The following is a 12,857-nucleotide window of genomic DNA, read 5'->3' as shown; positions in this document are numbered from 1 at the left end:
CTGAAAGACATAGAGCCTGTAGGAGCTGCCGAAGGCTGCGAAAGCGATTTCTCCGAAATACCGCCATTCGCAGCCTTCGGCAGCTCGTACAGCGAATTCCGGATAGCAGCCCACAAAAAAGCCCGCATCGCTGCGGGCTTTTTGTTTGCGCCAATCCTAGAAGCGGAACACTTCCAGATCAGTACGAATTGGAGAGGCCATTGGAATCTTTGGCTTCTCAGGCTCTTTGGCACGAGCCACTGGCGCTTTCTTTGGCTCCTCAGGCTGCCAGGAAATCGGCTTCACCGCAGAACTCACCTGATCCGCCAGACGCTGGAGCAACAAACCCTGAGCTCTTACCTGATCGGCAGAGGTCCCGGCGTGAAGCTCTTCAAGGTGGACAATACGACTGTCACGAACATTACCTTTACGATCCACCAGACGCCATTGAGCATCAAGAATCGCAGGTTGTTTCGCACCGGAGTCCAGACGACTGATGGACAACACCACTTGCACGTCAGGCGTGAAGTTTGCCGCCGCAGGGGCCAGAACAACGCGCTGGCTGTCCAGCTTCCAGGCGAGTTGACGCAACAGCAGTTGATCGATATCCGAAGACAGGCTACCTGCCCAGCGACCATCGCTCGAAGCCGTCAGGCTACCGTCAGGCTGTCGCTGCAGCAGCGTTTCGCGCTGCAGGTAGTCAGCCACTGAGACAGGCCCCAGCAAAACAGCCAGTCCCTTATCATGTGTAGGTTGCCCGGGTGTGCCACTGTCCAGCTGATATAGCGCAGTCGGCTGATGCACACTGCAACCAGCCAGACCCAAAACACCGGTCATCAACAAAACAACGGGAAGGCGTAGAAGATTCATCATCCCATCCAGGTGGCCGCCGTCAGGCAAGCCACAGTGTATAACTCAACAAATTCGTGCAGGCACTCAGCCACGCTTGCGCCTCAAGACGTCATATCATCCGTGAATATGCGTCATGACTCCAGCGATTATGCGTCGATCTTCATGGCAAAACGAAGACCAATAGCTCTAAAGCAGGATTAAGAGGCGTTTTCTACCAAAAGCGCATCGACCCGCTGGAAGCCACGAGGCAGCTTATTACCCCGACGCCCACGCTCGCCCTTGTAATGTTCCAGATCATCAGGTTTGAGTGACAGATTGCGTTTACCGGCCTGCAAGACCAGAGTAGCGCCCTGTGGTATCACCGCAATATCAGTTACATATTCTTCACGGCTGGCGACCCGATCACCCGGCACACCGATGATCTTGTTGCCTTTACCTTTGCTCAACTGAGGCAAGTCACTGATCTTGAAGATCAGCAGACGCCCTTCAGTGGTTACAGCAGCGAGCCAGTTCTGCTCACGATCAGCGACCGGACGCGGCAACATCACTTTAGCCCCGTTCGGCAAACTCAGCAGCGCCTTGCCCGCCTTGTTCTTGGCCTGCAGATCCTCGCCCTTGACCACGAACCCATAACCCGCATCCGACGCGATGACGTACAACGCGTCATCTTCAGGCAGCAACACACATTCAAACGTCGCGCCTGGCGGTGGCTGAAGCTTGCCTGTTAACGGCTCACCCTGCCCCCGAGCAGATGGCAAGGTATGAGCGGCCAGCGAATAACTGCGGCCCGTGGAATCGATAAACACTGCGTATTGGTTGGAACGGCCCATTGCAGCCGTCTGGAAACCATCCCCCGCCTTGTAGGAAAGCCCGGTCGCGTCGATATCGTGACCTTTGGCGGATCGCACCCAGCCTTTTTCCGACAATACGACGGTCACTTTCTCATTCGGCAGCAGATCATGCTCGGTCATGGCCTTGGCTTCAGCGCGCTCGACGATTGGCGAGCGGCGGTCATCGCCATAGGTTTCGGCGTCTTTCAGCAGCTCGGTGCGGACCAGCTTCTTCAGCTTGGCCTCGCTGCCCAGCAACGCCAGTAGCTTGGTCCGCTCTTTGTTCAGTTCATCCTGCTCATTGCGCAGTTTCATCTCTTCGAGGCGTGCCAACTGACGCAAACGGGTGTCCAGAATGTAGTCAGCCTGGATTTCGCTCAGTTCGAAGCGCTCGATCAACTTCGCCTTCGGATGCTCCTCGGTGCGGATGATATGAATCACTTCATCCAGATTGAGGTATGCAACCAACAAACCGTCCAACAGGTGCAGACGGCGCTCAACCTTGTCGAGGCGGAACTGCAGGCGACGGCGCACCGTGCGTACACGGAACTCCAGCCATTCCACCAGCAATGCACGCAGGTTCTTCAGTTGCGGCTTGCCGTCCAGCCCGATGATGTTGATGTTGACCCGGTAGCTGGACTCCAGATCGGTACTGGCGAACAAGTGCTGCATCAGCGCTTCATGATCAACCCGGCTGTTCACCGGAATGATCACAATTCGGCAAGGGTTTTCGTGGTCAGACTCGTCGCGCAGGTCAGCGACCTGCGGTGCCTTGGAAGGCTTGGCCTGCATCAAGGCAGCAATCTGCTCCAGCACCTTGGCACCGGAAACCTGATGCGGTAGCGCAGTGACGATGATGTCGCCGTCTTCAACGTGGTACACGGCGCGCATGCGCACCGAACCTTTGCCGGTTTCATACATTTTCAGCAGGTCGGCACGCGGGGTGATGATCTCCGCTTCGGTCGGGTAATCCGGGCCCTGAATATGCTCAACCAGTTGTTCGACGGTAGCTTTCGGCTCATCAAGCAGACGCACGCAGGCAGTCGCGACCTCACGCAAGTTGTGCGGCGGCACGTCAGTGGCCATGCCCACGGCAATACCCGTCGTGCCATTGAGGAGGATATTCGGCAAACGTGCTGGTAACACAGCAGGCTCGTCCAGAGTACCGTCAAAATTCGGCACCCAGTCAGCAGTGCCCTGGCCTAACTCGCTGAGCAGCACCTCGGAGTAACGCGACAAACGCGCCTCGGTGTAACGCATGGCCGCGAAGGATTTAGGATCATCCGGCGCACCCCAGTTGCCTTGCCCATCCACCAGCGTATAGCGATAGCTGAATGGCTGGGCCATGAGCACCATGGCTTCATAACAGGCCGAGTCGCCGTGGGGGTGAAACTTGCCGAGCACGTCGCCGACGGTACGCGCCGACTTCTTGTGCTTGGAATCAGCGTCCAGGCCCAGCTCGCTCATGGCATAGACGATGCGTCGCTGCACGGGCTTGAGACCGTCGCCGATATGCGGCAAGGCACGGTCCATGATCACGTACATGGAGTAGTTGAGGTAGGCCTGTTCGGTGAAGTCAGCCAGTGACCGGCGTTCTACACCATCCAGACTGAGGTCAAGGGAGTCGCTCATGCGTGCCTCATTATTTCGTGGTCTGACGCAGCAGCATGGTGCCACCGCGCTGAGTGAATTCGAGTTGTTTCATTGCGCTCATACCGAGCAGCACCTGCTCTCCGTCCAGACCGGGCACCACCAGGGCGCGCACGTTGTACAGGACGATGTCGCCCAGTTGCAGACGTTCGATTGACGTTCGAAAGCCCTCACTGCGGCCATTGGCGGTGCTGACCCAAACCGGCGCACCCCGTTGTAACTGCAAGGTGTCTGCCACCTTGCCCGGGACCGCCACATCAGTGGCACCGGTATCCAGCAAAAACTCTACGGGGTGATCATCGATCTTGCCCGAGCTGACAAAATGCCCCTGACGATTGCCCACCAGTTGCACTTCTATATATCCATCACCGTGTTGCGAGGTGACCACCGAGTTAGGGTTTACCTGGCGATCTTCCCACTCGCCAAAAAAGCGCGTCGCCAGAAATAGCGCTGCGCCGCAGGCCATGATCATCAGCACCTTGCCCGCGCGTTTGCCGGGAGGTTGCGAACTCATGGTTGCGCACTCCAGCCGCCAGCAGGTGCTGCGAAGCGCCATACGATCGGGCGCTTCTCGCCATCGGCGCGCTCATCGAAATTGTTATCGATGCCTACCCAGGCGCCCGTTTCATCCACTACCAGAGCCTCGGTCAGGGCGAACGGCTGGTCGTAAAGCCGGTTGGGCATCAACGCCTCTTTGGCGAACGACCAGCATTGCTCACTCTTGCCAGTCTCCAGGGAGCGTCGGCAAATGCGATACGCCGAACGTTCCAGCGTAAACAGCTTGCCGTTGAACAGCGACAGGTCGGCAAAATCACGGGATACCGATTTTCCACCCACCTGCGGCGGTAAAACTTCACTGCCGGGCTCGGTACGCAACACGCAACTGCCCTTGCAGCGCCAGGCATCCTTGTCGCGGCTGACCACCAGCAACCCGCGTTGACTGCGCTCGGCAGCCAACCACAAACGGTCACCTTGCGGGCTAATGGCCAAGCCTTCAAAAATAGCGTTGAAGTGTTGCAACATGCCCTTGGCCCGCGCCTGTGCTACCAGTTCGGGCGGCAATTTCAGCCAGACGGGCGGCCCCTCGGCAGGCACCTTGAGCACCTCCGCGTGGGCCTCGCTGACGACATATTTATTGCCAGCCGCATCACAGCTGATGCCTTCGAAATCCAGACTCCCGCCACGCACGAAGGACGACAGTTTTGCCAGCGAACGCAAGTTGGCCGGCAAATCACTCTCCGGCGCAGGTGGTACATCAATCTTCTCAGACTGAGCCAGCCAGACGGTGCTCGTCATATCCATACGGTAGAGTAAGTCGTCGTCGCGGTCCGAAATGGCCCATAACTGGCCACTGCACACCGCCAGCCCTGACAGATTGCCACCGGCCATGCCGTCCACCGGATGCTCTGAAACGAGCGTCAGCTCTGGCAGTGATGCTGCGAATGCCGGAGCCACCAGCAGAGTTGCAAGCAGCCCGGCCCACACAGATCGCCTGTAGGAGCGCGCTTGCCCGCGATTCGGTCGTTCAACCGTGGCATTCATTGAATGACCCAACGCCTTCGCGAGCAAGCTCACTCCTATCGAAAAAAATCTGGCTACCTGACCTGGAATGCTTTTCTGTAGGAGCTCACGAGCACCGCGAGGCAGCGATGGCGTCCTGTCTGATACACCGCTATCGCGGCCTCGCGCTGCTCGTGCGCTCCTACAGGTCCCAATGTTTGCAACGCGGTTTTGTATCAAACGCGCAATCCTGTAGGAGTGAGCTTGCTCGCGATTCGGTCTGCCAGGCGCTGAATGCGGTGCCTGAACTGACGCTGTCGCGAGCAAGCCCGCTCCTACAGGGGCAGCAAAGGAATCACGCGGTGTCGAAGACACCGTGGGGCCTCGCATCAAGTCAAAACCTCGGCGAGGTTGCCTTTGGACTCCAGCCAGCTCTTGCGGTCGCCAGCGCGTTTTTTGGCCAGCAACATGTCCATCATTTCCGACGCGACTTCAAAATCGTCCAGGGTCAATTGCACTAGACGACGAGTATTCGGGTCCATGGTGGTTTCACGAAGCTGCGGCGGGTTCATCTCACCCAGACCTTTGAATCGTGTGACCTGCGGCTTGCCGCGCTTCTTCTCGGCCACCAGACGGTCAAGGATCCCGTCGCGCTCGGCTTCATCAAGCGCGTAGTAGATTTCTTTACCCAAGTCGATGCGATACAACGGCGGCATGGCGACATAAACATGGCCTGCGTCAACCAGCGGACGGAAATGCTGGACGAACAACGCGCACAGCAGCGTCGCAATGTGCAAACCGTCGGAGTCGGCGTCGGCGAGGATGCAGATCTTGCCGTAGCGCAACTGGCTCATGTCCGCAGCGCCCGGATCAACACCGATGGCGACAGCAATGTTGTGTACTTCCTGGCTGGCAAGCACTTCGCCGCCGTCGACTTCCCAGGTATTGAGGATCTTGCCGCGCAACGGCAGGATCGCCTGAAACTCCTTGTCCCGGGCTTGCTTGGCGGAGCCACCCGCGGAATCACCCTCGACCAGGAACAGCTCGGAGCGCATCGGATCCTGACCGGCACAGTCAGCCAGTTTGCCAGGCAATGCCGGGCCCTGAGTGATGCGCTTGCGCTCGACCTTCTTGCTGGCCTTGAGGCGACGACCGGCGTTGTTGATTGCCAGTTCGGCCAGCTGCATACCCAGATCGGAGTTGGCGTTGAGCCACAGGCTGAATGCATCCTTTACGACACCGGACACAAACGCCGCGGCTTCCCGAGAGGACAGGCGTTCCTTGGTCTGGCCGGAAAATTGTGGCTCCTGCATTTTCATCGACAGGACGAAAGCAATGCGCTCCCAAACGTCTTCCGGCGCCAGCTTCACGCCACGCGGCAGCAGATTGCGGTATTCGCAGAACTCGCGCATGGCATCAAGCAAGCCCTGACGCAAACCGTTCACATGAGTGCCGCCCTGCGCCGTCGGGATCAGGTTGACGTAGCTTTCCTGAACGCTGTCCCCGCCTTCAGGCAGCCAGAGCAATGCCCAGTCGACGGCTTCTTTATTACCGGCAAAACTGCCACAGAACGGCTCATCCGGCAGGCGCAGGAAATCAGTGACCGAATCCTGCAGATAAGAACGCAGGCCGTCCTCGTAATGCCATTCGACTTTTTCACCTGTGGCTTTGTCTTCAAAGCTGACCAGCAGTCCCGGACACAGTACGGCTTTTGCCTTGAGCACGTGCTTGAGGCGGCTGACCGAAAACTTGGGAGTATCGAAATATTTAGGGTCCGGCGCAAAGTAAACGCTGGTCCCGGTATTACGTTTGCCAACGGTGCCGACTATCTCCAGTTCCGATGCTTTGAAACCATCGGTGAAGCTCATTTCGTATTCGTTGCCGTCACGCTTGACCCGGACTTTGACCAGGGTCGACAGCGCGTTGACCACCGAGATACCCACACCGTGCAAACCACCGGAGAACTGGTAGTTCTTGTTGGAGAACTTGCCGCCCGCGTGAAGCTTGGTGAGGATCAGCTCGACACCAGAAACGCCCTCTTCCGGGTGGATGTCCACTGGCATGCCGCGACCATCGTCGGACACTTCCAGCGAATTGTCGGCATGCAGAATCACCTGCACCGATTTGGCATGGCCCGCCAGAGCTTCGTCGACGCTGTTGTCGATCACTTCCTGGGCAAGGTGATTCGGCCGCGAGGTGTCGGTATACATGCCCGGCCGCTTGCGAACCGGGTCGAGGCCCGAGAGGACTTCGATGGCGTCTGCGTTATAAGAGCTAGCGCTGGGATTGGCCATGGGGTCTCGTCATCAGTTGTTCGTGGAGTTACAGAGTTGAAAACCTGTAGGAGCTGCCGAAGGCTGCGATCCGGCATACGCCAGGCTTTCGAACCAATCGCAGCCTTCAGCAGCTCCTACATTTAATCCGGCTATACATTCAAAGCTTGGAAACATCTACCGCCTGTAACAGCTCAGGGGCGAATCCGGCAAAACTCAACAGCGCGGGCAATTGCCCGGCAAAGCCTTGGTAACTGTGGTCGCCGCCTGCCTGTATACGCAACGCGCATGCTCGATAGAACGATTCGGCGCGGCGATAATCAAGGGTCTCATCACCGGTTTGCAGCCAGACCTGAACACGCGCCGGGTCTTGAGGTGCGGGCACTTCCAGTTCGGCCAGAGCCTTGACGTGATCGTGGGTCAGCTCCCAGGTTTCGCCGGTATAAAGGTTTTGCTGCGTACCGACAAAGCCATCGAATAGCTGGTGCGGATTGACTGCCGGGTTGATCAGCACGGCTTTCAGGCCGTGGCGCTGCGCCAAGTGTGTCGCATAGTAGCCGCCGAGCGAGCTGCCGACCAGCAGTGGCCGCCCGAGTTCTTCGATAGCGGATTCCAGCTGAACCATGGCCTGACGCGGATGATGATGCAATTCGGGGACTCGCACCTGCTCACTCAGCCCCAGCGAGCGCATCAGTGCGATCAACTGAGTGGCTTTTTTCGACAGCGCGGAGCTGTTCAGACCGTGGATATAAAGCAGTGTGGGTATTTCGCTGGTCACGCCGTCCGCTCCTGAATCACTGAGTGGTACAAAGCCGCGCAGTTTACAGGGACTAACGCTGAAAGACTCGTCCCCGTGTGTTTCACGACGAAATGATCAGTACCCCTCGCCCCCGTAATCCACTTCGAAATCCATGCCAACGACTCGCGACACACCGGTTTCCAGCTGTCCATCGTCAAACAGACGCAGCCAGCGGTAGCCCGGAGCGGCAGTGTCGACCTTGAAGTCGACACTGCCCGGCGCGAATTGAATGCAGGTCGAAGGCGACGCCAAAAGCCGAATCGTATCGCGCATTTGGTCGTATTCCTGATGCACATGCCCCCACAACACTGCACGCACCTGTGGAAAACGCTCCAGTACCGCAAACAGTGCATCCGGGTTACGCAGGCCAATGGGATTCATCCACTCGCAGCCAATCGGCACAGGATTGTGATGCAGGCAGACCAGGTGATGACGTTCAGGAGCCTCGCTCACGGCTTGCGCCAGCAGTTGCAACTGTTGATCGCGCAAATAACCGGGTACCGAGCCGGGCACCGATGAGTCGAGCAACGTCACCCGCCAGTTGCCAATATCGATAATCGGGTCGAGCAGGTCGCTTTGTTGAGCGGCCTGCTGCATTTCCAGCGACTCGTCATGATTGCCGGGAAACCAGCGCTTGGGGGCCTGAATCTGATCGCTCAGATTCCGAAACGCTTCGTAGGACTCAACGCTGCCGTCTTGCGAGACATCGCCACTGGCAACCACCAGATCCACCTGCGGCTGTTCGACCAGAACCAGTTCGATGACTTTTTGCAGACTCTCGCGGGTTTTCATGCCCAGCAGCGTACCGTCCGCCTTGGCGAACAAATGGCTGTCGGACAGTTGGACCAGCAGGACTGAGTCTTTAACGGGAACGTTCGGCAAAAGCCATCTCCTTGGGCAGAGTCTGGCGATTATGGTGGGAAGCGACCTCATCGGCAAATAAATGGATGAGCACTGAGTCACAAAGCCTGAGCATTGCTTGACAGCCGTTTAATATCCTGATTAAGACAATCAAGTAAACAATCAAACCCTGTCAGAAGTGACAGGTTGCAGACCCCATTAATGGGGGTAGTTTGATAGTCCATGCAGGCATGCAGGCGCTACCCCCTTTATTTATATTGCACGCAGGAAGCACAGCAATGAATGTTCAACCTAAAGAAACTCACACCCGCAACCTTAAGTTCGGAAAAGGCACCACCGGCCCTTATGAGGTTTATCTGAACGGAGAAGGATTCCACGCAGTAGAAGCCAGTATCGACATGGGCTGTTCGCCTTGGGGCTGCTCCAAAGACGTCGCCTTCCACGCTCCGGAGGAAGCGTTACTAAGGAAGTTCATCCTCGTAGGACTGCAACTTGACCTCCCCCCCGGCACCTACCCGATAGAGGGAGACGGGACCACTGCCTTTGGCAGTTATGCAATCGCTCGCCAAAGCACATCGGGAGGCTGGTACCTCACCACCTACAGTTCGTCTGAAGGCTTTATTCAACTAACGGCTTATGACGAAGAAACCCTGCACATGCATGCCAGTTTCGAGTTTGTTGTCATGATTGAAGGGCAGCGCCAGACCGTTACGGGAAAATTTAATATCAAAGCCTATCCTGAACCCTGAAATAATGCGGGCCTGGCAGTATGGATATCACAAAAGTTAACGCAGCACCGGATACAGCACTCACCGCACCGCTTCAAACTCATGCCCACACGCCAGGCAATGGCTCAGCCATTCGCCCAAAAACAGATTGAGTTGAGCCTTCTCGTCCGGCTGATGCATTTCAGCGTTAGGGTATGGATAGATCCCCCGGAAGCGCCGAGCATGTTCGGCGCCGATCACTTCGGCCATGCGCGCATCGTGATAGACCTGCACTTCCAGGCTGGGAACCGGCAGCCATGGCAGGCTGTGTTCCTGACGCACTTGCAGGGTGGTGGTGTATGGGCAGTCGAGCAGCACTTCGACCGCCAGGACGCCGAGCATTTGATCGCCTTGAGTCACTGCAACCCGACGTGAGCGTTGTTCGTTGCGCATGTCCGGCAACAACCGCATCAAGCGCGCGTAGTTGGCCTCGCAGGCAGCTTGCAGCCCGGCAAGGTCAACACGATAACGCTCGCGCAATGGACTCACGACCATAACCCCCTGATTTCGACACGGTTCAGCGCCAGCCATTGCAGCGCGATAATCGTCGAAGCATTGATAATTCGCCCGTCACGCACTGCTTGCAGTGCATCGTCAAAGGACCAGACGGTAACGCGGATATCTTCACCTTCGGACTCCAGTCCATGCAATCCCCCCGCGCCCTCACTTTCACAGCGCCCCAGGTACAGATGAACAAACTCATCACTGCCACCCGGTGAAGGAAAGTATTTGGTGATCGGCCACAAGGCGCTGAAGACAATTCCAGCTTCCTCTTCTGCTTCGCGGTGAGCAACCTCTTCAGGCTCCTCAGCCTTGTCGATCAAACCTGCGACCAGTTCAATCAGCCAGGGATTGGCAGTTTTCTCCAGCGCACCCACACGGAATTGCTCGATCAACACCACTTCATCGCGTTTGGCGTCGTACGGCAGCACACAGACCGCGTCATGACGCACAAAAAGCTCACGACTGATTTCCTTGCCAAGACCACCCACAAACTGTTCGTGACGCAAGAAGACTTTGTCCAGTCTATAAAAGCCCTGAAAGCAGTTTTCACGCCGGGTGATTTCAAAAGCAGTCGGGGTCGATCGGGTCTGTTCGGTCATGTGTTTCTCGCTTTGGGCAAGTCGTAACGTGATGCCATCCTAACGCGCATCGCCAACCAGATGCAGCCCCCTTGAACATGCAGGGTAGACGGCCAATAGCGAAACGAACTCTAATCCGCCCAGCGGCGAACCGATGTCACCGTTTGCAGTCCAAGCAGCCTGAACTCGAACAACGTAACCGTCTTCATTGCCACCGCAAAGGATCAACATGTCGTTATTGAGGATCGCTTCACTGGCTTGCCTGGCACTTATGCTGGGCGCCTGTCAGAGCCTGTTCCAACCCAATTACCGTGCGCCCCTGCAGGTGCAGCGTGATGCCTCCGAACTGATCAAACCGGGCTGCACCGCCGCCGATTGCCCGCTGGTGAATATCGACACCGTGCACTTCCCCGATGAGCCCAAGCTGGACGCCATCGTGCAGAAGACACTACTGCAACTGACTCGCACAGATTCCAGCGGACCGCTGCCGACCTCGCTCAAGGCGTATCAAGAGCAATACCTGCGTGACTCCCAAGGGCGCAACGCCAGCTATTTGCAAGCCAAAGTACGCGAGCAACATGACGGTATCGTAGTCGTCGAGCTGTCCAGCTATCTGGATACCGGCGGCGCACATGGCGCGCCCGGCCGTGCGTTCATCAACTATTCACGTCAGCAAGAGAAAGTGCTGACCCTTGCCGACATGATTGTGCCGGGCAAGGAAGGCGAGTTCTGGCAGAAGGCAGAACTGGCGCATCAAGGCTGGCTGCTCTCGACCAAGATGAATGAAGACGCCGAGTTCATGAAGACCTGGCCCTTCAAACGCACGCCGCATATCGCCCTGACCTACGGCGCGTTCATCCTCAAGTACCAGGTGGACACTATCGCGCCCTACTCAATGGGCCACATCGAGCTGAAGATTCCTTATCCGCAGCTCAATGGCATCCTCAAACCGGAACTGTTCCCAGGTCGCGGTTGAGGTTTTTGCCCAGCAACAACTGCAGCACGCCAGCGACGATGAGCGCTGGCAGTGTTGCGCCGATATCCGGGTAAAGATTGGCCAGCACGTGATAGGTGCTGACTCCGCCAAGCCATGCCAGCAAAGTCATCCATTGAAACCCGACGTTAGCCACCAGGCTGCGGCGACTGCGCAATACAAAATGATCCACCAGCACCACGCCAAACAATGGCGCGAACACCGAGCCGATCAGCAACAGGAAGTTCTGATACTGCGCCAAGGGCGCAAAGCAGGCGATCAACGTGCAGATCACACCGATGGCCAAGGCCAGATGCTCGACTTTCAGCTTTAACAAAATTCCGCTGGATACCGCTGCCGAGTGAATATCGGCGAACGCGTTTTCCGACTCATCCAGCAGGATAAGTAATAACGGAATCCCCAAGCCTGCTCCCGCCAGCGCCAGCAACAAGGCATTAACCTCGCCACTCGGGGCGAACGCCAGCGTATAGGCCACGCCCAGGCTCATCAGCCAGAAATTACCGATGAAGAAGCCCAGCGCGGTACCGCCAAAAACGTTTCGTGCGCGTTTACCGAAACGTGAGTAATCGGCTATCAATGGCAGCCACGAAAGCGGCATGGCGATAGCGATGTCGAAGCCCACAGCGAATGGTAAGGAACCATCACCAGCCTGAGCCCAAAGCGCGGCCAGATCAGCCTTGGCGAACAGATTCCAGGTCAGCCACAAGCAAGCCGCCAACAACAGCCAGATCCCCCACTTGCGCAGAATCTGCCGCACGAACGTAAGCGGGCCACTGACCGCCAGTAACGTTGCCAGACCACCGAAAAACAACGTCCAGAGCAATGGGCTGGTCCACAGGGTGTTGTCGCCAAAAGCCTGGGTGCCGAGCAAGCTTGCTGCATCGCGCATGACGATGATTTCAAACGAGCCCCAACCGATCAGCTGCAACAGGTTGAGCAACGCAGGCAGTGAAGCACCTTTGCTGCCGAGGCTGAGTTTGAGCGCGGCCATGGACGATAAACCGGTGTCGCTGCCGATCACGCCAACAGCAGCGAGCAGCAACACGCCCACCAACGTGCCGAGAAAAATCGCCAGCAGCGAACCCGACATGCCAAGCCCCGGCGCCAATAGCGCACCGGTTTGCAGGACCATCAGGCCGATGCCGAGGGAGAACCACAGAGAAAACAGGTCTCGCCCACCGAAGACGCGCTTGTCTAAGGGGACGGGGGTATCGGGTGAATAGGTGCTGGGGGTGGTCATGGTTTTAGTCCAGGAGAACACATGTAAAGG

Annotated in this window: 12 protein-coding genes; 2 read left to right on the top strand and 10 right to left on the bottom strand. The window is 57.3% G+C overall.

What is annotated here, in order from left to right; translation table 11 throughout:
* Positions 1–156: 156 nt before the first annotated feature.
* The 7 genes from ACYASS_RS21435 to cpdA all read right to left on the bottom strand — a co-directional run bounded on the left by ACYASS_RS21435 (position 157) and on the right by cpdA (position 8,735).
* Entirely contained in the window at positions 157–849 is a 693-nt protein-coding gene (locus tag ACYASS_RS21435; RefSeq protein WP_463587599.1) for a PqiC family protein, read from the bottom strand.
* Between the two features lie 179 nt (positions 850–1,028).
* A complete protein-coding gene (parC, locus tag ACYASS_RS21430) occupies positions 1,029–3,293 on the bottom strand; it encodes a DNA topoisomerase IV subunit A (protein ID WP_243245279.1) in 2,265 nt (754 codons plus the stop codon).
* 10 nt (positions 3,294–3,303) lie between these two features.
* Entirely contained in the window at positions 3,304–3,825 is a 522-nt protein-coding gene (locus tag ACYASS_RS21425) for a retropepsin-like aspartic protease family protein (protein WP_463587598.1), read from the bottom strand.
* The gene (locus tag ACYASS_RS21420; protein ID WP_463587646.1) at positions 3,822–4,853 is read right to left on the bottom strand and encodes an esterase-like activity of phytase family protein; all 1,032 of its coding nucleotides are present in this window, start codon (positions 4,851–4,853) and stop codon (positions 3,822–3,824) included. Before ACYASS_RS21420 ends, ACYASS_RS21425 begins: the two co-directional genes overlap by 4 nt.
* A 347-nt stretch (positions 4,854–5,200) precedes the next feature.
* On the bottom strand, positions 5,201–7,105 hold the full coding sequence (gene parE, locus ACYASS_RS21415; protein ID WP_463587597.1) for a DNA topoisomerase IV subunit B: 1,905 nt from the start codon (positions 7,103–7,105) through the stop codon (positions 5,201–5,203).
* A 139-nt stretch (positions 7,106–7,244) separates the two neighbouring features.
* Positions 7,245–7,862 (bottom strand): YqiA/YcfP family alpha/beta fold hydrolase, encoded by a 618-nt coding sequence (locus ACYASS_RS21410; protein WP_463587596.1) that lies wholly within the window; start codon positions 7,860–7,862, stop codon positions 7,245–7,247.
* A gap of 96 nt (positions 7,863–7,958) precedes the next feature.
* Positions 7,959–8,735, bottom strand: coding sequence for a 3',5'-cyclic-AMP phosphodiesterase (gene cpdA, locus ACYASS_RS21405; protein WP_463587645.1), 777 nt, complete (start codon positions 8,733–8,735; stop codon positions 7,959–7,961).
* Positions 8,736–9,022: 287 nt separating this feature from the next.
* Between cpdA and ACYASS_RS21400 the strand changes: the two genes are divergently transcribed.
* Positions 9,023–9,493 (top strand): hypothetical protein, encoded by a 471-nt coding sequence (locus ACYASS_RS21400; protein ID WP_463587595.1) that lies wholly within the window; start codon positions 9,023–9,025, stop codon positions 9,491–9,493.
* Positions 9,494–9,553: 60 nt separating this feature from the next.
* Here the strand turns inward: ACYASS_RS21400 and ACYASS_RS21395 are convergent, their stop codons facing one another.
* Positions 9,554–10,006, bottom strand: a complete 453-nt coding sequence (locus tag ACYASS_RS21395) for a DUF1249 domain-containing protein (protein ID WP_122663168.1) — start codon at positions 10,004–10,006, stop codon at positions 9,554–9,556.
* Positions 9,997–10,614, bottom strand: a complete 618-nt coding sequence (locus tag ACYASS_RS21390; protein WP_122663169.1) for an NUDIX domain-containing protein — start codon at positions 10,612–10,614, stop codon at positions 9,997–9,999. Before ACYASS_RS21390 ends, ACYASS_RS21395 begins: the two co-directional genes overlap by 10 nt.
* A gap of 208 nt (positions 10,615–10,822) precedes the next feature.
* Here ACYASS_RS21390 and ACYASS_RS21385 point away from each other — a divergent pair, with 208 nt between their 5' ends.
* Positions 10,823–11,569, top strand: coding sequence for an RsiV family protein (locus ACYASS_RS21385; protein WP_243245285.1), 747 nt, complete (start codon positions 10,823–10,825; stop codon positions 11,567–11,569).
* On the opposite strand, the gene cytX is transcribed toward ACYASS_RS21385, so the two are convergent.
* Entirely contained in the window at positions 11,538–12,827 is a 1,290-nt protein-coding gene (gene cytX, locus ACYASS_RS21380) for a putative hydroxymethylpyrimidine transporter CytX (RefSeq protein ID WP_463587594.1), read from the bottom strand. The two genes, ACYASS_RS21385 and cytX, sit on opposite strands and share 32 nt — an antisense overlap.
* Positions 12,828–12,857: the final 30 nt, after the last annotated feature.

The sequence above is a fragment of the Pseudomonas sp. HP_14 genome, assembly GCF_055283875.1.
Note: the sequence above shows the minus strand (reverse complement) of the source record. Positions and strands in the feature narration are given on the sequence as shown.